Origin of the sequence: Aliiruegeria haliotis, from assembly GCF_003003255.1 — a bacterium.
Taxonomy (GTDB): Bacteria; Pseudomonadota; Alphaproteobacteria; order Rhodobacterales; family Rhodobacteraceae; genus Tropicimonas; species Tropicimonas haliotis.
Window position 1 is genome coordinate 141,895 of the sequence record NZ_PVTD01000010.1, and the last position, 21,927, is coordinate 163,821.

At 57.0% G+C, this 21,927-nt stretch carries 19 protein-coding genes and 1 pseudogene; 13 read left to right on the forward strand and 7 right to left on the reverse strand.

Annotated features, from left to right (window positions below; all coding sequences use genetic code 11):
- Nucleotides 1-42 precede the first annotated feature (42 nt).
- The 7 genes and pseudogenes from CLV78_RS24605 (at nucleotide 43) to CLV78_RS19345 (ending at nucleotide 6,165) form a co-directional block, all read left to right on the forward strand.
- Nucleotides 43-744 carry a metallophosphoesterase family protein gene (locus CLV78_RS24605; protein WP_245925178.1) on the forward strand — a complete coding sequence of 234 codons (702 nt, stop codon included), beginning with the start codon at nucleotides 43-45 and terminating at the stop codon, nucleotides 742-744.
- Nucleotides 744-3,338, forward strand: a complete 2,595-nt coding sequence (locus tag CLV78_RS19325) for an AAA family ATPase (protein WP_106207107.1) — start codon at nucleotides 744-746, stop codon at nucleotides 3,336-3,338. The genes CLV78_RS24605 and CLV78_RS19325 overlap by 1 nt, the downstream gene beginning before the upstream one ends.
- A 23-nt stretch (nucleotides 3,339-3,361) precedes the next feature.
- The gene (locus CLV78_RS19330; RefSeq protein ID WP_146136733.1) at nucleotides 3,362-3,982 is read left to right on the forward strand and encodes an META domain-containing protein; all 621 of its coding nucleotides are present in this window, start codon (nucleotides 3,362-3,364) and stop codon (nucleotides 3,980-3,982) included.
- Between the two features lie 12 nt (nucleotides 3,983-3,994).
- Nucleotides 3,995-4,126 carry a hypothetical protein gene (locus CLV78_RS24815; RefSeq protein ID WP_281261156.1) on the forward strand — a complete coding sequence of 44 codons (132 nt, stop codon included), beginning with the start codon at nucleotides 3,995-3,997 and terminating at the stop codon, nucleotides 4,124-4,126.
- A 136-nt stretch (nucleotides 4,127-4,262) separates the two neighbouring features.
- Nucleotides 4,263-4,343, forward strand: a pseudogene (locus CLV78_RS24610) (glyoxalase); the annotation flags it as partial.
- 68 nt (nucleotides 4,344-4,411) lie between these two features.
- On the forward strand, nucleotides 4,412-4,909 hold the full coding sequence (locus tag CLV78_RS19340; protein ID WP_106207111.1) for a hypothetical protein: 498 nt from the start codon (nucleotides 4,412-4,414) through the stop codon (nucleotides 4,907-4,909).
- 236 nt (nucleotides 4,910-5,145) lie between these two features.
- A complete protein-coding gene (locus CLV78_RS19345; RefSeq protein WP_106207113.1) occupies nucleotides 5,146-6,165 on the forward strand; it encodes an AraC family transcriptional regulator in 1,020 nt (339 codons plus the stop codon).
- 885 nt (nucleotides 6,166-7,050) lie between these two features.
- Here CLV78_RS19345 and CLV78_RS24615 read toward each other — a convergent pair.
- From CLV78_RS24615 to CLV78_RS19370, 4 genes are all read right to left on the reverse strand, one after another.
- Nucleotides 7,051-7,488: a LuxR family transcriptional regulator gene (locus CLV78_RS24615; protein WP_245925180.1), complete on the reverse strand. Its 438-nt coding sequence runs from the start codon at nucleotides 7,486-7,488 to the stop codon at nucleotides 7,051-7,053.
- A 404-nt stretch (nucleotides 7,489-7,892) separates the two neighbouring features.
- Nucleotides 7,893-9,467, reverse strand: a complete 1,575-nt coding sequence (locus tag CLV78_RS24820) for a GTPase family protein (RefSeq protein ID WP_106207119.1) — start codon at nucleotides 9,465-9,467, stop codon at nucleotides 7,893-7,895.
- Nucleotides 9,445-10,539, reverse strand: a complete 1,095-nt coding sequence (locus CLV78_RS19365; RefSeq protein ID WP_211301040.1) for a YcjF family protein — start codon at nucleotides 10,537-10,539, stop codon at nucleotides 9,445-9,447. The genes CLV78_RS24820 and CLV78_RS19365 overlap by 23 nt, the downstream gene beginning before the upstream one ends.
- 176 nt (nucleotides 10,540-10,715) lie before the next feature.
- Complete coding sequence (locus CLV78_RS19370) at nucleotides 10,716-11,051, reverse strand: hypothetical protein (protein WP_106207123.1); 336 nt, start codon at nucleotides 11,049-11,051, stop codon at nucleotides 10,716-10,718.
- 285 nt (nucleotides 11,052-11,336) lie between these two features.
- Here CLV78_RS19370 and CLV78_RS19375 point away from each other — a divergent pair, with 285 nt between their 5' ends.
- The gene (locus tag CLV78_RS19375) at nucleotides 11,337-12,239 is read left to right on the forward strand and encodes a class I SAM-dependent methyltransferase (protein WP_211301041.1); all 903 of its coding nucleotides are present in this window, start codon (nucleotides 11,337-11,339) and stop codon (nucleotides 12,237-12,239) included.
- A 467-nt stretch (nucleotides 12,240-12,706) separates the two neighbouring features.
- On the forward strand, nucleotides 12,707-13,303 hold the full coding sequence (locus CLV78_RS19380) for a 3'-5' exonuclease (protein WP_106207126.1): 597 nt from the start codon (nucleotides 12,707-12,709) through the stop codon (nucleotides 13,301-13,303).
- 151 nt (nucleotides 13,304-13,454) lie between these two features.
- Here CLV78_RS19380 and CLV78_RS19385 read toward each other — a convergent pair whose 3' ends face one another.
- On the reverse strand, nucleotides 13,455-13,769 hold the full coding sequence (locus CLV78_RS19385; RefSeq protein ID WP_106207128.1) for a hypothetical protein: 315 nt from the start codon (nucleotides 13,767-13,769) through the stop codon (nucleotides 13,455-13,457).
- Nucleotides 13,770-13,891: 122 nt separating this feature from the next.
- Nucleotides 13,892-15,289, reverse strand: a complete 1,398-nt coding sequence (locus CLV78_RS19390; RefSeq protein WP_106207130.1) for a DUF2779 domain-containing protein — start codon at nucleotides 15,287-15,289, stop codon at nucleotides 13,892-13,894.
- A gap of 311 nt (nucleotides 15,290-15,600) precedes the next feature.
- Here CLV78_RS19390 and CLV78_RS19395 point away from each other — a divergent pair, with 311 nt between their 5' ends.
- The 4 genes from CLV78_RS19395 to CLV78_RS19410 all read left to right on the forward strand — a co-directional run bounded on the left by CLV78_RS19395 (nucleotide 15,601) and on the right by CLV78_RS19410 (nucleotide 21,457).
- Nucleotides 15,601-18,009: an AAA family ATPase gene (locus tag CLV78_RS19395; RefSeq protein WP_245925181.1), complete on the forward strand. Its 2,409-nt coding sequence runs from the start codon at nucleotides 15,601-15,603 to the stop codon at nucleotides 18,007-18,009.
- A complete protein-coding gene (locus CLV78_RS19400) occupies nucleotides 18,006-19,286 on the forward strand; it encodes an McrC family protein (protein ID WP_106207132.1) in 1,281 nt (426 codons plus the stop codon). Before CLV78_RS19395 ends, CLV78_RS19400 begins: the two co-directional genes overlap by 4 nt.
- A gap of 76 nt (nucleotides 19,287-19,362) precedes the next feature.
- On the forward strand, nucleotides 19,363-20,136 hold the full coding sequence (locus CLV78_RS19405; RefSeq protein ID WP_106207134.1) for a helix-turn-helix domain-containing protein: 774 nt from the start codon (nucleotides 19,363-19,365) through the stop codon (nucleotides 20,134-20,136).
- Nucleotides 20,120-21,457: a vWA domain-containing protein gene (locus CLV78_RS19410; protein ID WP_106207136.1), complete on the forward strand. Its 1,338-nt coding sequence runs from the start codon at nucleotides 20,120-20,122 to the stop codon at nucleotides 21,455-21,457. The genes CLV78_RS19405 and CLV78_RS19410 overlap by 17 nt, the downstream gene beginning before the upstream one ends.
- 107 nt (nucleotides 21,458-21,564) lie before the next feature.
- Here CLV78_RS19410 and CLV78_RS19415 read toward each other — a convergent pair.
- Nucleotides 21,565-21,927: M48 family metalloprotease (locus CLV78_RS19415; protein WP_146136734.1), on the reverse strand; the 363-nt coding region annotated here is incomplete at its 5' end.

Consider the following 21,927-nt stretch of genomic DNA (forward strand, 5'->3'; position numbering starts at 1 on the left):
CTACTCCCCGCACCGCTTCCGCATCGCTTTCCGGGTCGCGACTTGACCGATTGGATGCCCGGAGCTGCAACACCTGAAGGTGCGCTTCGGATTGGCCTGGCGCATGGCCGAGTTCAGAGTTTTCACGAGGACGCGGATACGCGGGACATCATTCCCCCGGATCGTGCGGCCAGTGCGGGATTGGACTATCTCGCACTCGGCGATTGGCACGGGGCCCTGACCGTAGACCCGCGCACACAATACTCTGGAACACCTGAGCGAGATCGGTTCAAGCACAACGGTCCGGGAACCTGCCTTGTGGTGACACTCGATGGTGGAGTTCCCCATGTCGAAACTGTCGACACCGGTCGTTTCGACTGGCAGGATGTGGACCTGAACTTCACCCCGGATGCCGACGTCAACACCGCTTTGTCCGGTCATGTTCCGCAGGATGCTGCCAAACGCAGAGACCTGCTCCTGACAGTCAGAACCAATGGCACGCTTCGTCTGCCCGAGAAGGGCGCGTTGATCGCTTCGGGCAAGTCCGTTGCCGACAGTTTCGGCCTGTTCCGCTTGCTCACGGATGATCTTTCGACCGAGGTTGAGGCTGGCGATCTGGATGCCATTGCGACAGGCGGTGCCTTGCGAAGCGCAGCGGACGCTCTCCGCATCGAAGCGGAGAATGAGACCGCCAGCGAAGATGACCGACAGATCGCGGCGAGGGCGCTCGACCGGCTTTGGAATCTTTCCCAGGAGGATGTGTGATGCAGATCCATTCCGTCCGCCTAGATAATGTTCGCCGTTTCACAGGTCCCGTGGAAATCACCAATATCGGCCCCGGTCTCAATGTGCTTTCCGCACATAACGAGCATGGCAAATCGACGATCTTCGATGCGCTTCATGCGGCGTTCTTCCTGGACCGGAAATCCATGCGCGCCGATGTTGCCTCCCTGATCCCGCATTCTGGCGGCGATCCGGAGGTGACCATTTCATTCTCGACGGCAGCAGGTCGCTGGAAACTCCTGAAACGCTGGAGCCGCGCAGCGAGCCGGAAGGAGGTCAAACTCTGGAAGGACGACGTACTTGTCGGCCAGGAGGATCAGGCAGAGGCGATGCTCGCAGACATCCTGAAGGCCCCCAAGGCAGGTGGTCCGGCGGGCCTTCTTTGGGTCCGCCAGGGTCTCGTGGGCCTGGAGGAGAAGGGCGATGAGCAGAACGTGCGTCGGGACCTTCTGTCTTCGGTCACAGGCGAGGTAGAAGCCATGACCGGCGGACGCCGGATGGATGCGATCCGCGCCAGTGTGAAGGATTCGCTTTCTCGCTATCTCACGAGCACCGGGCGCCCGAAAAAGGACGGCGATCTGGCGCAAGCGCAGGAGAACCTCCAGGAACTGGAAGAACGCCATGCGGGTTTGCAGTCTGCCGTCAGAGACCTGGGCAATGACCTCGGAGAGCGTCGGCGCCTTCGCCGCGAACTGGAAGAGATAGAGGACCCGAAAGAGAAGGATCGAAGGGCAGCCACTCTCAGGGAGGCAGAGGCCGCACTGGCAGATGCCGAGCGTGCTGCGGAAATACTCCATGGTGCGCGGGAAACAGAGGCACGGGCCAAGGCCCAGGCGGATGGTGCGAAGGAACGGCTTGATCGGCTGACGAAAGCAATCGCCGAACGCAATTTAGCGGAAGAGGCCCTGCAAACTGCCCAGAAATCGGCGGAGCTGGCACAAGACCGGCTGTCAGCCGCCGATACCTTCTTTTCTGAAGCGACCAGTGCACAAAAGGCGGCGAACGAAGCCGCTGAATCCGCACGTGCGGTGTCAAAGGCCGCAACTCGAGCGCAGCTCGCTGCGACGTCCCAATCGCGCCGGACCGAACTCCAGAACAAGCTGTCTGCTGCCGAGGCCGCACGCGCCGAACTGGAGAAGGCAAAAGCGGATGTCGCATTGGGACCCAACCAGAAGGCGGTCGAACGGGTCAGGGAGCTTTCGCAAGCTGTCGAGGTTGCGCGCATCAGTGCTGAGTCTTCGGCGCCCTCCATCACTCTGTCCTACACAGGTGATGGCCGCGTGCGCAAAGGTAGTGAACCGTTGCAGGAGGCCACCCGAATAGCCTTGCCAGACGGCGCGGAGCTGGACCTCGACGGGATTGGGCGCATGGTGGTGCAACCTGGCGCCGGGTCCCTCACCGATGCGGTGTCGAAAGCCGAGACGAACCTGTCTGCTGCATTGGACGCCGCTGGTTATGGAAACCGGGCATCTCTGGACGAGGCCGCCAAACTTCGGGTTGCGGCGGAGGATCGCGTTCGCAATGCAACAGCCAACCTCAAGGCAGCGGCACCGGATGGCATTGAAGCGCTTCAAACCCTGATCGCCGCAATTCCCGAGCATGCCGAAAGCGACGTTAACCTGCCGACTGTCGCCGAGGCCGAGGAGGCCGAAGGCGCAGCCGTTGATGCCTTGTCAGACGCGAACGTAGAGCTGGAGCGAGCGCGCACCGCGAAGGATCTCGCACATCAGGAGACAACACGTGCGTCGGCGGAGCTTTCGGCGGCAATGGAACGACAAACCCGCGCCACGCAGAATTTAGAAGGCATTTCCGATCCTGAGGCGGATGCCGCATCACTGGAGGTCGAAGTAACAGGGCTTCGGGCAGAGTTGACGAAAGCCACCGAGGATCGCGTCGTTCTGGAAGCCGATGCTCCCGACGCATCGGCTTTGAAGATCACGCGGGACCGCGCGAAAACTGCCATCGAGAACTCCCGCATAAGGGTCGAAGACATACGTGTTCGACTGGCGGAACTGGACACGCGCATTCGCGCGTCGGCGTCGGATGCTGTCGAAGAGGAGCTGGCTGACGTTGAAGAGAAGCGCGGGCAGGCGCAAGCATCCCTGTTGGCTGTCGAAACCGAAGTCGCCGTTCTCAGCAAACTCCTCGAAGCTCTGGATGCGGCACGGGAAGAGGCCCGCGAACGCTATGTCGAGCCGGTGCTGAGCGAGTTGCGTCCTCTGATCGACCTGCTGTGGCCAGAGGCCGAACTTCAGATCGACGCCGAAACTGTCATGCCGACCAAACTTGTGCGGCGTGGCACCGAAGAAGATTTCGACGTGCTTTCCGGTGGAACCCGCGAACAGATCGCGCTTCTCGTTCGCTTGGCGTTTGCCCAGATGCTGGCCAAAGACGGCAGATCGGCTCCGGTCATTCTTGATGATGCTATCGTCTACACAGACGATGAACGCATCGAGACAATGTTCGACACCCTCAACCGTCAGGCGCTGGACTTCCAGGTTATCGTGTTTTCCTGCCGCCAGCGCGCATTCAGGGATCTTGGCGGAACTCAGTTAACCATTGAAGCGGCTTCGTAATATGGATTGCAGGTCCGCCGTGATTGCTGCGCGATCTCGTCCCAGGAGGGGCCAAGAGGAGAACCGCTATGAGTAACTGGGGAGCATCAGCTCTGCTTTTCGTTCCGCTTGTGGTGGCGTTCGTCGGTCCGGTGAAATCTGACGCTGACGGTCCTGACAACTTCAGCGTCATCGACGTGGCGGCGGACGACGTACTGAACTTGCGAACAGGGCCATCTGCGGAGCATCCGCAGATCGGTGAACTACCGCATGATGCAGGCGGCGTTGCCAACCTCGGTTGCATAGGCGGCCTCACTTTTGAGGAGTGGTCTGAAGCGTCGAATGAGGTGCGAGAGGCCGGTCTCTCAAAGGAATGGTGCCTGGTAGGATTTGATCGCCTCGTCGGCTGGTCGTCCGGACGATACCTGGGTGAAGGCTCCTACGAAGACGGATTTCGGGCGGGCGCGATCCTCTGTGACTTGCAGGGTTCGGAGTGGCGCGCGACGGGGATCGGAGAACGTCCGGTTGACGAGGAGTTGATCGTGCGGTTTGGGTCGGATGGGCGCCTCGGAGGAAGCGGAGGTTGCAGTCAGATGACGGGGTCGTTTGAACGTGATCGGGACGAGATCTCCATCGGGCCAATCGCTACTACCCGCAAATTCTGAGCTGACAACATCATGCAAGCCGAAGCTGCATTCATTGGTCTGTTGGAGAGTGCGGTGCTGGTCTCTGCTCATCACCTGGTCATGGTCTTGCTGAACGAGGAGTACGAGATACTTGCGCAGGTTGCGAGAACTGACTGGGACTAGCATGGGCCTCCGTAGAGATCTCGACGCAGCCCATCTCAAATCACACATCACCAGGAAAAACCCGATGACGGATATACAAAAGTCGAAACAGGATCGAGATCATGTTTCGACGCCAGAAGGACCGGAGGCGGGTTGCGAGAATCCGTTTGGGAACATATTCGAGCTCTACAGCCATTCGTATGAGCTGACCCACTCAGCAGGGGCGTACCAAGACTAGGTCGCTGCCCGTCTCGGGCTCAATACACCGGTACAACAAGCCAACACCAATTCAGAAGGTTGCAATTAATGAAAGTCTTGATCGGAGCGATCATCGGCGGGGCAATAGTGTTTGCCTTGTTTTTCTTCATGAACCAGCCTGAGCCGACACCCGAAGAACGGCTTGAAGAAGCTGCGCAGCAGGCCGGGGACGCCGCCAAAGATGCCGCCGACGCTCTCAAGGACGCCGCTAACAAGGCAACTGGTGCACTGGCGGAGGACTTGAGCAAGTCGGCAGAAGAGATTGCCAGTCAACTCGAAGCCGCCAGCGCCGATCTGTCCGAGCGGATCTCGAGCTCATCGAGCGAAGCACAAGCTGCTTTGGACAAGATGATGTCGGACTGGAAAGCAACCGGTATCCTGACCGACGACGGCATCGACTTCGACAAGGCAAACGAGACCGTGGCAAGCAGCGATTTGTCAGACGAGGCCAAGTCTCAAGTGGCGTTCGTTCTGAACTTCCTCAAGACGGCACCGGGTGCATTTGATGCACGCGTGAAGGAGGTCGAGGGCGCATTGCCAGAGTAGTGCCCGAACTGCCAAATGTGGAACCAGAACCGCCTTGATTGTGGACACTCGGCACATTGAGAGCCTAACGACAGTGAACCCTTGTCACTTTCGCTTGCGAGGGTAATTCTGTTGCGTGGAACTTCTGACTTGATTTGAGGGACGACTCAGCCTTGGCGGTGGAGAACGGGCGTCCGCCCCCCAAAAACCTAAGTCTTGGCAGTCGGAACCGGTGAAAGTGCTTCGCGGAGAGGGTCTTGGGATTGTCGGTCTTGACGCATAACGCAGTCCGCACCAGGGAACTGATCAACGATCTGTCGCGAAAGGGCTACCCAACTTCACAGCTGTTGGCGGACGCTGGTATTCGTCCCCAAGAACTGGAGAGCACGGAGCCTTTTTTGCCATTCGAGAAGATCGCTGCGATCTGGGAAGCCTCAGCCGAAATGACGGGCGACGACCTTCTGGGTTTTCGGCGCGGCCAGACCTCGGACATGCGGCTCGGCGGTTTGATCACCTATTTTGGAATGGCCTCCCCAACGCTTGCAGACTTGATCCGAAACGTTGCGCGATATCGGCGCGTGTTCAGCGATGCAATCGAACTGGATACTTCGGATCTGGACAGCCGTGGCATCCTGACTTGGCATTTTCGCGTTCCGACTTTGACGCGGCACCGGCAGAACCTTGAGTTCAACTCAGCAAGTCTGACCACAGCTGCACGTAAGCTAACCGGGCGAGACCTGCACCCGCTGGAAGTGACCTTTAACCATCCGCGCAATGAACATGTGCAGGATTTCGACCGGTTCTTCGGTTGTGCAGTGGCATTCGGCGCAGAGCGAAACATGATCCGGTTCCGCGACAGAGATCTCGAGCTCCCGCTATTAACTGCCGATGACCGGCTGCATGATATTCTTCAGAACTACTGCGAAGAGATCCTTAGGAGGAAACGAGACGCTCCATCCAACCTGGTTTCGCAAGTTGAACGTCTGGCGATAGACCGTTTGACGAATGGCACAGCAACGCAGGATGCTATTGCCAATGAACTTGCGATGAGCAAACGAACCCTTGCACGGCGGCTGGCGGAAGAAGGGACGAAGTTCCAGTTGGTGATCGAGAATCTGCGACAGGCTCTCGCGCGTGACTACATAAAGGATAGCGACCTTTCATTGACCGAAATCGCCTTCCTGTTGGGATACCGAGATGCCAGTTCCTTCAGCACCGCTTTCAGACGATGGACAGGCAAGACGCCAAGCCAAATGCGGGCGGAAGAAGGAAGCTAAATGTAACTCTTCGCAGAAACGCTTCAGAGAAATCGGCGCGCGGGGCAACCGGTGATGACACAACACGTACCCATTCACTTTGCCAGAACCACCGCGCGCCGGGAGGATGCGGCGATAAACCAGCCGCGCCCAGAACGGGTATCGATACGCCTCCACTCTCAGACGCCGATAACCGTCGACAATCAATTGGTACTGAGATGCTCCGGTTAACTTATTCGATTGCCGTGAGGACAGGAGTCGCGCGCTTGAGCGACGTTTGAGTTTCCTCGATTGTCCCGTGCCAACGGGACTTCAGCAATCGGTGGGTGAGTGTATCTCCCGGCCATGGCTGAGAAACAATGCGATTGGCGGGACCGTGATCTCGCCCGGATGAACTTCTGGGAGCTTCGTGCACTCTACGTCCGACTGCTGGTTTCTGGCGCGACCAGTTCGGACGAGCAAACCTACCTCAAAGACATCGGCTTCCGTCTGGATGACATGTATGGAACGGCTTGGCGCCTGGGGAAAGAACCCGTTTTTCATTAGCGTGCGAAGTCAAGGAAGCCAGAGATGACACCCAAAACGGCAGGTTCGACGCTAAGCGACGTCAGTCCCGAAAGCTGGGTACGCGGGAACAGACGCCAACAACGCTTTGAGCCAAGTCACTCGATAGATCGAGTGTTTCAGGCGGAATCAATAGAAGCCCATCCTTCAAAATGTAGCGAACGGTTGGGGCTACGGACGCTAGGTTGACAAGAAACTGGTCCGGCACCTTGCTATTCGACAGCGCGATCTCAACAATATGCAGAGAATAACGAGGGCCCATTCGGACGCTACGAGAGACGATTGGATTGGATCGATCTACGAACCGTCTCCGTTCCTCTACGGTGGCCACACTACCGCTCTTCATGCCGCTTTCAATGCACCAGTGGAAATCAGGCCAGCATTGATTCCTTTGATCGCTGCAACGGTCCTGTCAGTAGTGCCGAGACGCTCGAAGGCGCGACGCAAGTGCGTATCAACTGTATGCGGTGAGATCCCGAGAATGCTGGCAACTACGGAGTTCGATTTACCAAGAGCCACCCACGACAGGATCTCCTTCTGCCGGGCACTGAGATCGTTTGGGGCCAAGAGCGGCACCGGAGGTTCTTCCGGTTCGTCCAAGGCAGTGATGGCCGAGTTGATGGCAGCAGAGATACGGGTTGCCAACTCTCGGTCGAGTTTCACCGGTCGGATCGACTTCTGCGGTCCCGCATAACTAGCCACTTCATCGGGTGCGATCCCGAGAGAGCGCAATTCCGAGAGCAGCTTGTCGAGTTCGATTTGCAGGTGTTTGGCTGTCAACGTGCTGCTCCCAATGCTTCCGTAGACCAGGTCAACTACCTGGGCTGTTGGACTTGAGATGATGCGGCGAAGGACGTTTGACTTTGGATGTCTCGCCAGAATGGTTTGCGCGTGTGCCAAATCACCGTCGACTAGCGTTCCTGGTCTGGATCGCGCCACGAACGGATTGCGACAAGTATGTCCTTGAGATCGGCAAGTTCTCTCCTTCACAGGAAATTTGACTGGGGAGGCAATGCCTCTATCTTGAAGCGGACATTCTCTTTGGTTGGTTTGCCAGGTGGCTGCGATGCCAAACTACCTTGGTTCAAGCGCTGGATGTCTCGACAAACTGCGAAACAGAAACCAGAACTGCGGAGCGGTTTGAACGTACCGTAGTTGGTGCAGCTAGATGCATCGAAACACTGTCACGGTCCGGATGAATTGGATCCATCGTCTCCGCTTACGCCCTTCTTGGCGATGCGTGCACCAGCCTTCATCACTTCCCAGGCCCCGCTGCCCGACCGCTTCAAGTTGGACGCGATACCCCCCGCCGTGGCTTCCCTTCGCGCTCTATTCCTTTGGGTTTTCAAACCATCGGCGTAAAGCCCGATCAAGGCACGGCGAACCGGTGCGATGTTCCAGGAGATTGCGCCAGTCGAGGCCGGGATCGGTCTCTGGATCTCCAACTCTTTTGCGGCGGCGTTGCACGCGTTTTCGAACGCTTCCCGCACGTCGCGTGGCAGTTCGTGTTCGGCGTAGGGCCAGTTTGGGGCAAGTTTGTCCATGAATGTGAGTACGAACAGAACTGGCGGTTCGAGGCGTTCCGGTTCGTTTTCGAAGTGTCCGTGGAACAGGGCCAGCGCAATCCTGTCAATTTCCCGGCTCGGCCTGTTCGCTCTCAAAACCCAGACAACGATGTCGGCGTCTGCCGCCTCAACTGCCACCCGCCTCGAAACCTTTGTGCTGCCATCCAGGCCGGGCGTGTCGAGGATTCGGAAGCTCGCGTCTTCGATGAGAACCTCGTGGATCGTTGGCGCATCCGTCGTCGGCAGAACATCGACTTCGGCAATGTCTTCGCCGGTCAGTGCATTGATCAGGCTCGACTTACCCGAACTGATCTGACCGACAAATGCCACTCTCAGCGCGCTGTCGGGGCGAGCCAGACGACGCCTGTCCCCTGCGATCTCCTGAAGTTGGATTTCAAGTAGTTCCTGGTCGGACAGCCGGAGGTTGTCCGAATACAAATCCACGGCGACCTGGCCAACGACTTCGAAGAGAGCTCGCTGCATTTCGAGCTGAAGCTCCCTGGAGACCGAAACCAAAAGATAGTCCTGTGAAGACTTCCACACCTCGCTGATCACGCCATGCACCGGGTTCGTCAGGAACCGTTGACCCCGCCACAGAAAGGTACCGATCTTAGATGCGTTTTTCACGGACTGTCGGTTTCGCCATGCCTGTGCCGGGCGGTACAGGGAAATCGCATCAATATAAGGAACATGCTTCTTGAGGATGCGCCGGTATCGGCTTGGGACCTGTTCGGTGAACAGAAGAAACTCTGGAAGTGTCGCGTCAAAGCAATCCCTTCGAGAGTCTTCGAATTGCCTTGCTGCCGTCTCTATGACAGAGGCAGCGAGGTCCTGGGCGGCGCCCACATCCTCAATTGGGTCAACCAGCTTTTCCGCGATATGGGCGCATACGGCTTCGTAGGCCGTCTTCTGGCGGTCATTCCACTCTGGATCCGGAGCAACTTGCAGCTCCGTCAGATCTGCTGAAGGCTGAGGTGTATCATCTGTACTCTGAGCTCCGAGAGCCCGGTGGATTATCGCCACAAGGACCACGAAGCCAGCTAGCGTTGCGACGAAGGACAGCAGCAGCCCGTTTTCTCTTAGCCAAACCCATCCCAATACGAATACCGCCAGAAGAGGGAGCCCCACGCCGACAATGGCCAGGACAACCTCGGCTTTCAGGAGAAGCTCCCTAATCCTTCTGCGCTGTCTCATGCTCCGCACCTCTGAGTGCCGTCTGGAATACGGCCTTTAGCTCTTCGTGAGTAACCTCCTCGTTCTGAACGCTCTTGAACAGGTAGTAGGCAGCCGCCCGCCCCAATGCGTAGGTCGTCGAAAAACTGATTGCAGCAGCGGATGCGGCGCCAATTGTCTGGCCCCATCCGGGCACAAGCTTGGCGGCCTGACGAACTCCCAGACTCGCAGTGAACCGAAGCACTGTGCTTGCGCCAAGTGTGCCTGCGAAGCTCAAGGTCATCTTTCGGCTCCACTCCGTTCCGTAGAGTTTGCCGAGGCTTCGAAGCATAGTGCCCTGGATAGCCGGGACACCAATGAGCCCCACAGCCGGTGCAACGTCGACAGCGCCTGCTGCGGTCGCGAATTTCAGGATTGTCGGTCTGACAGCCTTGAACGCCTCGGATTCAGCGTCGCGACCGTCTTCTCGCAACTTGGAGTATGCGACCAGTGGGAGCCATCGTGCGAGCAGGTCGAGGACTTCGCTCGTATCAGGGTCCTTTCCGAGCGAGGTCTGGGCCGATGGAAGGTCCGTCCTGGCGGCTTTCTCAAAAGTCGTCTGATTGGACAAGCGCGCTCGCTGTCTTTCCTGTTCGCTATCGATCAGGTCTGCTCCGGTGTGGACCACCCCGACTGGCGTCTCGGGACTCGCTGCCAGAATGTCCGTCAATACCTCGGCGATTTCTCCCTGCACCGGATCATCCTTGCGCGCGACAACCAGGAGGGCATGGCTTCGTCCTGCACATTGCGCGATTTCCTCGCGCGGATCGTATCCAACCTCGCCAAGGCCGCGTGTGTCCAGGAATCTAATCAGCGGGCTATTGATCGGGTAGTCATAGGCAACCGATTGCTTCGTACAAGAAACATACCCGTTTCCGATCTCGAGCGTATCGACTCCAGTGAGCTCGCTGATCAAAGAGGTCTTTCCTGCTCCGGTTTTCCCGAGCAGCCAAATAACTGGCCGTACAGACTGGACCGCCTCCCAGATGTCCTCATCCGACTTCGAGGACCCAGCCGAAGACCCTGATTTCCAATTGGAGAAGTCGAACTCCACAGCCAATCCGCTCCTTGTTGCATTGGAGGAAGCCTACGCCCTTGGGATTGGTGCAAACAAGACGACCCAACGATAAGATGCTCAGAGCGCCCACTTCGCGCCCTTTGCTAGAGAGAGAGGTGTGGTAGCGGTAGCTGTCCGTTTGATCTGGACTCTCTATGGCATTGGGTTGTGACTTAAACTGCGACGAGCTGGTTCATCAGGGCTTCGGCACCGTCAGAACCGTCAGCCCATGACCAATCAGACACCACATCGCCCGCCGCGCCGAGCGTCAACCATATCCGCCCGACTTCCTCACCATTGCGCCCCACATCGTAGTATGTGCGATTGGTCTTTGCAGTGGCGGCTTGGATTTCTGCGCGGTCGCGGGTCCAGTCGCTGGTCGCTTCGTTTTCCTCGCCAGAACCGACCCGGATAAACAGGTCGTCGTGCTTGAGAACAGCAGAGATGAGGCGATTGAGACGCATCCCCTCTGCGAAAGCGACGTGAGCAGGAAAAGAGCCGACTGCCATTGGATAGTCCTTTCACGAGGTTATCGACACTAGGCCACGGCAGCGCGCAAGAGCAACCTGAAGATGTAGCTTGCAGTTGACCGCTCTGTCGGAATTCAGCTTGGTCGAACACCTTAGTTGATCTGCGGCATCCAACGCGGCACGTATTCTAGCCGAGCAGAATCAACATTCCGGCACGGATGTATGTGGTTTGCCCGAAGTCCATTCCATAGTGATAGAGTTCATGAGGGATGGTAGCACGCGACCCATCTGTTGAAGGAAAAGGAAACGGTTAGGGAACCAGAGGTGTCAGGGGAGATCAGATCCGCGTTTGAGGCTGCTGCTGACCACTTTGAAGCAGATTCTCTCTCATTTTGGGATCGCATCGGACGGCGCACGATCAGTCTGGCCCGAATTGGCAATGGCGCAACCGTCCTGGATGCAGGATGCGGAAGTGGGGCATCGGCATTTCCAGCCGCAGAAGCAGTCGGTTCTAGCGGACGGGTTGTTGCCATCGACTTGTCTGAGCCACTTCTGGCGCTGGGAAGAGAAAAGGTTGCAAAGAATGGCCTCCAGAATCTCGAGTTCCTGTGCAGAGATATGACTTCGCTCGACTATCCGGAACAGTCCTTCGACGCGGTCGTCAGCTCCCTGTCGATCTTCTTTGTAGAAGACATGGATGCTCAGGTTCGCAGATTCTGGTCTCTGCTCAGACCGGGTGGCACACTTGCGGTGACTTGCTGGGGGCAGAACGTACTCGAACCGGCGATGTCGGAATGGTCGGCCATTGTCAGAAAAGAGCGTCCCGATCTGCTCTCTGAGCACTCTCCTGGGGATCGTGTCTCCAGCAAGAACGACCTAGAGACTCTGCTCCGAAATGGTGGAGCTGAGCAGGCGGTCGTGACCGAGGAACCGGGCTTTCACAAATTGAGCCACCCCACTGGTTGGTGGGATATCGTCATGGGCTCCGGAATGCGGGGCGTCATGGAAGAGATGACGCCAGACCAATTCGAACGCGTGAAGTCTCGAACGATGGATTGGGCTGTGCGATCAGAAGTCACCGCCTTGGAGCTCAATGTCCTTTACGGGCGATCAATAAAGCCCACCGAGGAATGGCAAGGAGCTGATCGCGACTGTGAGAACAGATCGCATATGATCACGCCGCGAACGCGATTGTTATCTCCGAACGCGCCGGGCCTTCTTCGGTGAACTCTGCGCGGATCAGGTTTTTGTCGGCGCAACCCGAAAGGTGAATCCATAGACCGCACCCGATGTCGATGAAGTGCATCATCAAGTCAGCTGGTCGATCCAGATACGTGAAAGACGCGAGCTCGCGCTTGATCAGTTCATCATAGTGGGGACGGCGATGCCCGTCGTGCCAAGAGATTTCCAACAATGTCTGCGTTCCGTATTTCGGGATCTGATCTACGTTGATCTCTGTTGCAGCAGGATCAGCGAGTAGGTGGGGGTGCAGGCCCGAAAATTTAAGTCACGCAATCGCGGGAGGGCTCTTCATTTGATCACTTCGCCGAGAGGCGCGAAACTTGAAATCGATGCCACATGCCTGATGTAGGCGTACATGAGAGACCTGATCCGACCCGGTCGATTACTGGCGAGTTCTGAAATACAGTGGTCTCTGAAATCGCGGGCCAACACACGAAAGCGTTCAACAGATCATGGCAGTACCAGACGCCCAAGCGCTGCCGACCGGCCCCTTTCGTTTCATCGCGCTCGACGTTGAGACCTCCTGCGGCGACAGCGGCAGCATCTGCCAGATCGGCCTGGCTTGTGTAAGTAATGACAACCGGATCGAGACCTGGGCCAGCTACGTTGACCCCGAACAGCGGTTTGCCGCCTTCAACGTTCAGCTGCACGGAATTGGCCCGGATACGGTGGCGGGGGCGCCTACATTTCCCGAGATCTGGGAGTTTCTACGCCCATTCCTAAGCATGCATCACCTGGTGCAGCACAGTAACTTCGACAGAAAGGCCATTGCTGCGGCCTGCAAGGTCTACTGCCTTCCGCCACCCGATCTGAGTTGGAGCGACAGCGTGAGAATAGCGCGGCAGGCATGGCCGGAGTTCAAGGGCCACGGAGGGCACGGGCTGGGACACCTAAAGACTGCCCTCGGTCTTGAATTCACCCACCACGACGCTGGCGAAGATGCACGGGCAGCAGCACAGGTCGTTCTGAAGGCTGAGAACCGCCTCGAACTGTGTTTCGAGCAAATCGCAGAAACGAGCCGAAAGGCGCAGATGTCCTTTCCGCTATAGATCGCCCTGCGTGGGTGCGTGTCCTGGCTCCAACATTTCTGATCTGTCGAGCCGTTGTTGCTCCGTCTAGGGCCTAGAGCTCATTCAACTGGTCGCGAATGCACCTGCTGAAGCTTCTGACAGCTAGCATGAACTTGCTGGATCGCTCAGCCTACTCTGCATCTTCGAACGGCAGTAGGTCCCCGAGGTCGAACTGCGGCGCCTCGGCATCGTACTCCGCCGTGACGAAGCCGGGCATATCGCTGCCGGTGACCAGTACCCCGGTTCTATCGTCCAACTTCAGATAATGGAAGCCGAGATTTGACGCATCACCCAAGCCAGGAAGCGCTCGGATTTCGACCTCGATTTGTTTCTCAATCAAAGGTCGTGCAAGACCATCGGCCCAGACAACGGTCACGTCGCAGCAGTTGTCGCTACCGTTTGCTTCGTGATCATCCAGAATTGCTTGAATTGTGTCGTCGTTCACACCAGTCCCCGCTCGCACGGCCCGCCTCGTATTCAGCCGCGCCGATTTACCCGTATATTCCCGTTTGATTATCGACGGTGGCCGCCCGTTACACGTCGCGCAGGCGCGCCACCGCGTAAGCGTCAGAGACGTTCCATTTCCTCGAAAATCCTGACCATCGCATAGGTGTCTAGCCTGCAATACTCCAGCATTGCCTCGCTAAGCTCGTCTTTCTCGACGCCATCCTTCATGCTGATGAACCGAGCCCATGACTCCATGGCATCGGTTCCACTGGCGACGTCCATGCCCTCGTAGGTGAGGTCGGGCGCCAATACGGGCAAGATCTTCTTTATCGACGTCGAACCACCAAAGGCGATGTCGACGTAGCCTTCCTTGAACAGGTCTTCGAGATCGAGCGTGCGGTCGATCAAGTTGCTCAGAAACGCTGCCTTTTCTGGGTAGAGACCCGCCATACTCCGATTCTGTGTATTCTCGAAAGCGGCATGCCAGGACACGACGCTTCCGACTCCGCCAATGTGTCGTTCCATGTGCTCGATCAGAGCCAGTGGCATAGCGGGCAACTCCGCCAAGTATTCAACATGTTCCAACTCGATGTCGTCTGGCTTTCGCTTGATATGCAAAGAGTATTGAAACGGAATAGGAGCTTGCGGGCGGGCACCGTCAACGAGGGGGATGGCGGAACTGTAGGTCTCGTAGTCAAGAAAGTAGATCGGGTACTCAGCCCTCGAGTAGAACGCCGCGATCTCTGCATGATCGATAACAGGTGACCGCGATTGAGCTGCCCGTAAAACTGGCGCCTGTCTGTCGGTGACTTCGTCAAGGCCAATCACATCAAGGTCGAAGCGCTCCTCGGCGACAAACCTTTGTAGCTTGGACTTGCTGATCCTCGGAAGGCTGTAGATTGACGGCTTTGGGATGTCTGGGTTGAAATAGTCGAAGCAGTCGCAGTGGTTACCCTTGGAGAGATTGAGGCAATCGCACGATGTCTCATCGATTTCGTGGCGACCCAACAGCTCGAGCATGCTGTCGATTTCGGAGCGGGCCGTGGCCTCGATTTCGCTGACGTCCTGTGTCACATCGGCAAAGACCAGCAATTGCTCCGGATCGATTTCCCCGTCCCGCACGTAGTCTCTGTTGAGATGAACGATGAAGACCCTGGCGACTCTTGCTCCAGCCTCTTCAGCAGCGATCTTCTGAAACGCGACATCCTTGATCTGGTTGTGTTGGCCACCTGTCTTGACGCTTGTCGATGATTTAACTTCGTACAGGTTGATGGTGCCGTTTCCGTTGTCGCGGGTGAAATCCGCCCGCGCGTAGAGGCCACGATCCGCTTGGAATGCCGATTGGAAGGAAAAGGCCGTCGCATCCGGTCGAGATGCGATCAGGTCTTTGACAAAACCTTCAACCTCGTAGCCCTCAGCAGCGATTTTTTTCGCGTAGTCCGAGAACTCACCATGCGGGTAGACCTCTGGCTTGAGTTTCAGCAGCCAAAGCGACTTTGGGCATCTCAGGAAGTTCATGAAGTCGGTCTGTGAGACTTGCAACTAGTAGACCTCACTCGGCTAAGTTGTGGCTTAGCGGCGATGCGACGGTTGCGGGTAGGGTCTCAGCTTCAATAGAAATGAGAGGAGCCTACGCAACTGCCCGCCTGGCTAACTATCCAAAGAAGATGGCACGCTCGCAAAGGATTTTCCGCTTCTTTAACCCTAGGTCCCAAATGCAAAGGACTGGAGGGGGCAATGATCCCGTTGAAGGTCCGCCTCGTACATGAAGCTATCGAACGACATTTCGTCTTCCTAAGATGTCCACTCGCCGCGAAAGGGAACGATCCTTGGCTAGATTTAACCCCCACCACAAATCCGCTCCAGTTTACGAAGCCGCCGAGATCTGGCGGGATAAATGCCTTCGCTTGGACGGATCCCTCTTTGCCGAAGGAAAGGAGCTTTGGTCCAGGCCAGTATTTAACGAGCTAGATCAGCATTTTGTTCAGAATCTCGACGAAGGCGAGGGTAACTTTTTTGAGAAACTGGAAGTCCAGTTGTCGGAGGCGTCGCCTGAGTGCAAGCAGCTGATGGCTGAAGTTCGTTGGGTCTTGATGGTCTTTCCAGCTCGGATTTCACCACAGACGAAACGGCGCTCTGTCGAGCGCATCTGGAACTGGTCGGGGGAAGCACTGGATTCAAGCCATCCTCTGTTGTCCGATGAGACCTTTGACGGTCTGGGAGCCACCGGTGCCGCTTACAACACGCAGCAATGGCGGGAGATCGTCTTCCTTGTCGCTGCAATGCAAGATTTCAAGGCGCGTGATCAACAGGATCGGGATAGACTCCTCGGCGATCCATGGGTTTTTGCTTCTTGGTTGAATGACATTCCGGAGGGCAAGAATCGTCAACTTCGCCATATTTTGGCGAACCTTGTGTTTCCCGATACTTTTGAACGGATCAGTTCGACGCGGGACAAGCATCGCATCCTATCAACTTTTGAGAGCATTTCTCCAAAGTCAGTTCGGAAGATGCCCCTAGTAGACGTAGATCGGGGCTTGTTTGGCCTTCGGGAACGACTTGAGAGCGAGACGGGACTACATCTCGACTACTACCAGCAAGGCATGGTTTCTAAGTGGCGGACGCCAAAGGCGGACACCCGGAACGAACTCTCCCCACCAGGTTCCGCTGATCTAACTGAACCGCTCGATACACAGCCTCTCAATACAATCCTATACGGGCCTCCTGGGACCGGCAAAACTTATGAAACTGCTCGCCTCGCTGTCCAAATCTGCGACGGGTCAGCGCCAACTGAGCGTTCCGCGATCATGGCGCGCTACACGGAACTTACTCGTGAAAAACGCATTGAGTTTGTGACCTTTCATCAGAGCTACAGCTACGAGGAGTTCGTTGAAGGACTCCGGCCAGAGAATGGAAGCGCTGAAGATGGCGAGGCTGAAGGCGGCACCTCAGGCTTTCGCCTCGAACCTAGACCAGGCGTTCTGAAACGCATCGCGGAGCGAGCACGGCATAGACCAGCAACCACGAGTGGCACCTCGGACTACTCCAATCGGCGGGTCTTCAAGGTTTCTCTCGGTCAGGCTTGGAGTCCGGAAGACGAACCAATTCGAAGAGAGGCCTACGAGAAAGGGTTCGTTTCTCTCGGATGGGGCGGTCGGATTGATTGGTCCGATCCCAAGTACGCTGACGTGAGTGCGATTCAGAATCGTTGGCGAGAGGAACCAGGCGAGCAGGATGCCAACAAGCTGAACGCAAACATCGAGATGATCAACCAGCTACGCAACTCGATGCGAACAGGGGACATCGTCGTAGCAAGTCAGGGAAATCTCCGCGCTCGTGCTGTCGGCGTCATCACCGGCGAATACACTTTTGATGCCGATGGATTGCACCCGCATCGGCGACCTGTGGAGTGGCGGTGGATCTCCGATGACGAGAGCGGGATTGAAGTCGACGATCTCTACCAAAGCAAGTTTTCGCAGCGTTCAGTTTACCAACTTGTTCCGGACAAGATCCATTGGAACACTCTCGCCGCATACCTCGATCCTGCTGCGTCTGACATTCCCAACCCAGCCCATGTTCTGATCATCGATGAGATCAACAGAGCGAATATCTCGAAGGTTCTGGGCGAGTTGATAACTCTACTGGAAGAGGACAAACGCAAAGGTGCGCCGAACGAGTTGACAGTTACCCTACCGTATTCTGGTGAAGCCTTCTCTCTCCCAGGCAACCTTCACATCGTAGGAACGATGAACACAGCGGACCGGTCCATTGCACTTCTGGACACGGCACTGCGTCGCCGGTTTCGCTTCAAGGAACTGCCACCGAAGCCGTCAATCCTCGGCGATACTATCGTCGAAGACATACCACTGGAGGCGTTGCTGAATGCAATCAACAGCCGTCTAGAGTGGTTTCTGGGATCTGACCATCTGATCGGTCATGGATACTTCACTGGCGTCGAGGATATCGAACAGTTGGATTCTGTCATGGCCCACAAGATCGTTCCATTGCTGAAGGAGTACTTCCACGAAGACTTAAGAAGCGTTCGATCCGTTCTCGGTGGCGGCGACGGCTTTATTGGTCGAAAGAAAATCGTCCCACCGCCGGGAATGGCCGAGGGATACGAAGAGGAACGCTACAGGTTCGTGGATTCCTACTTGGTGTCCGGGCAGTATGGACCGGAGGCCTACGAGGAGTTAATTGGCTCCGCTTCCTCTGATGACGAAGTCATCGCAGAATGAGCCTGGGAGCGGTCCGGAGTGCCATGGTCTGTCAGGAATGGCAGACCATTCCGATTGGAGCTCAGGGCCTTTCCAAGGAAGAGGCCGATGGTTTTCTCAAGCAAGCAGGCAAAGCTGCTCGGAACTTAAGGCTGCCAGAGGGAAGTATTCTGACTCAAGTCCCCGATGGACTACGTGCGGGGCAAGTCTGCGGAGTGATGACCTTCAAGGGGCGGTCCGTGGAAATCCTTCCCAAAATCGACGGAACGAATATCGAATGTCGCCAATCTCTGATCAGGATGCTCTCCGTCGCACATGAATTGCGGATCTCCGATGGCGAGATGGCCCGGTTGCAGGTTCAGAAGCGGGACATCCTGGAGCTGCTGATAGCACTCTTTTCCAAGCGCCTGGCCCAAAACATGAAGAGTGGGCTTCAGCGGCTGTACTCGCAGCATGAAGATGAACTGCCTCAGCTGCGTGGTGCCTTAGATATCCGAAGGCAGTTGACCCGGCGTCCCACTGCACCAACGCGGCTGCATTGTCGGTTCGACGAGTTGTCGGAAAACACGCCCTTGAATAGGCTTCTGAAGGCAACTGTACGTCGTCTCTTGGGCATCACGAAACGCTACGACACGCTGCACACCCTTCAGATCATCCTGGATGGCTTCAAAGCGGTTGGAGAATCCAAGCGTCCTTTGGATGAACGGATCATCCACGACAGAAGTATGGCGACGTACGCCAATTTGATACCGCTTGCGAGGCTTTTGTTAGCAGGAAACTGGCAAAACACGACCTCAGGAAAGGTCACTGGAACTTCGCTGCTCTTTCCGATGAACAACCTCTTCGAAGCCTACGTTGGGGCAAGAGCAAAGCAGGTTCTGAGAGGAGATATCGTTAGGACACAACATGCCCGTCACCACGTGTTGCAGAACAACCTGTTTCGGACGATCCCGGACATCGTTGTCGAGAGTTCAAATCGCCCGGCAATCGTTGACACCAAGTGGAAGAAACTCGACCCTACTGATCCCGTCAAACTCGGCGTCGCGCAATCTGATGTCTACCAGATGCTTGCCTACGGGCATGTCTATTCTGCCCATGGTGCGACACCTCGTTTGATACTTCTTTATCCGCATCACGCGGGTCTTGGTGCAGTAGAAGGCATTCAGAGAGCCTGGAAAATAACCGGTTCAAATATCCCCCTCGACGTCGCCACCGTGGACATATCCAAGAGGCGCAGTCCCGAGCGTTGGAAGTCGTTCTTCGATGCGATCTTGCATTCTTCTGAATCGAACAACTAGCGTTCTGCGAGAGAGTTAGTCGAATGACTTCCGGAGAACACGACATTTCGCCATGTCTAATTATTGACATGTCGCTATGTCGCCTTTATCTACGGTCGGCATGAATGAAAATGGACTCACACTCGAAGAGATTAGCGAACGCTGCGGCGTCGAGCCCAGGACCCTACGATCCTGGATCAGCGAGGGCCTGTTGGCACCTCCGTACAAGCCGGGTCGCGGCGCTCGCTACCCGGAAATCAACGCCGTCCGCGCGCTGGCCGTACGGGCGCTGAAGGACGTTCACGGGCAATCGCTGGCCGATATCCGCAAGCAGTTGATGCTGGCAGACGAGGCCCAGATCCGGGATTGGGCGGCGGAAGTGCCCACTCCTGGAGCTCAGACCTCCACTGCACGGGAATACCTTTCCCGGATCCGTAGAACGGCGGGTTTGGAAGAACCGTCACGATCCGTTTCACGCAGCTTTCCGAAACGGTCTCGAAAGGATCCAGAAGGTGAAGTTTCGCTTGGACCCTCGTTTTCGATGCCCCCCCCCGCCGTAGAGGACTCAGTTGGTGAGCCGGACCTTTTCGACAAGAAGGCAGCCATGTTGCGCCGCCGGATCAGGGGACGGGACTCTGCGCAACTGGCCAACATCGAGCGTTTGTTGGCCGCTTTGGAAGCCGAGGTGCGGTCCCTGCCACCAAGGAAATCCCGCGCCCAGTTCTGGAACCGCATCGGCGTGACCCCGGACATCGAGCTTTCGGTTCGTGGTGAGCTGAACCCGCGAGAACGCGCGATGTTTGAACAGCTCGCGGACCTGATCCGTACGATCTTGACCACAGGAGGAGCAGATAATGAAAAAGACCGCTGAACTGAAACTGACCGCCACCTTTGACCGCGATCTCGTCTGGGAACGAGGCGGCTCGGTTCGTTACCTCGTGGTAACTCTGGAAGGGCGCAAGCCTGAGAAAGAGAAGATTGAAGAACGGAAACCCCTCAACATTGCCCTGGTGATCGACGCCAGTGGCTCGATGAGCGGCGGCAAGCTTGAAGCGGCGAAGGATGCGGCGCGCGGCCTGATTTCCCGGATGAATGAAGGTGATCGGATTTCGCTCGTGTCCTTTGCCGACGACGTCATCACCCATGTCGATGCCGTCTCAGTCACGCCTGAAGCAATCCGGGAGATTGACAACGAACTCATGCGCCTGCAAACGCGCGGTTGCACCAACCTTTCCGAGGGTTGGTTCACGGGAGTCGATTGCGCCGGTCGCGTCGCAGAGCGCGATCCGGAAATGCGGGCTCGCGTGATCATCCTCAGCGATGGACATGCCAATCGTGGCATCTCCAATGCGATGGAACTGGCGGAACACGCAGGACAACTCCGGACACGTGGCGTCATCACTTCGACCCTCGGAATCGGTGATGGCTACGATGAACAACTGCTTCAGGGTATCGCGGAACACGGTGGCGGTCGGATGCACGACGCGGAACTGGCCGATGAGATCTCCTCCGTTCTGCTCGGTGAACTCGGCGAGGTCCTTGAAGCTGCCGCAGAAGAAACCATTCTTCGGATTGACGCCCCGTCTGGTGTACGGGTCGAGGCATTTGGACTCGCCCAGCCCAGCCGAAGCCTGGATGGTCTGAGCATGATGATTGGTGCTCTGTCCGACGGTATCGCGCGAGACATCGTCTTGAAGGTGACTTGTCCGGCAGGCGAGCCTGGCTCCGACCTAAACTTCCCGCTTTTCGCCGAAGGCACATGCGCCGAAACGGGCAGAGGCCTTCGTACCGATCCAGCCACGATTGGATTGAGTTTCGCGACCGCAGTTCAGAATGACCGGCAACAACCCGAGGAAGGCATCGTCCGTCATGTTGCCTCGGCATGGCACGCACATATTCTGCGCCAGTCCTCGCGCCTCAATCGCGATGCGGCTCGGGAAGAAGCCGAACGCTTCGTGACCGAGGAACTGCGCTTTTTCGAGCGCTATGTTGGCGGACACGGATTCGCCCGGCAGATGGTTCGGGAAATCCGCATGATCCGGGATCGGATTGGCCATCGCTGGAGCGAGCGCACCCGCAAAGAGATGTCCCTTCACGCTGTGCAATCGGTGGCACGCCGGGCTGATTTCCGAGGCTCCGCGAAGATGTCCTTCGCTGAACACCTGAAACGTGAAGATCGTCCCCGGCGCTGAGCGACCTAAGAATGCAGCGCTCGGAAAAACGAGCGCTGCGATTTTTAGTGATCGTCTTCAGAAAGCCAATTTGCCCAGAGGCACCTTGGAAAGGCCAAGGGTCCTCCTCAGCCCCAAGGTCCGTCGCTTGGTTTCCTGACCGTCCTTTCCCATGGTGCGTTTGCTCCGCCGGAAGGTACACTTCCCGCCATCGCGCGCAACGCTGCCACTCTGTTGGCGGTCGATGGGTGCGTGGCAAAGAGGCTGTCTCGCTTGTGGGCATGAAGCGGATTGATGATGAACATATGCGCCGACCCTGGGTTCCGCTCTGCCGCATCGTTGTCAATCCGAGAGGCCCCGACCTGGATCCGTTCCAGCGCGTCGGCCAGCCAGATTGGATTGCCACAGATCTCGGCTCCAGCCTTGTCGGCTGCGTATTCCCGTGTTCGGCTGATCGCCATTTGAACCAAACCGGCGGCCAACGGCGCCAG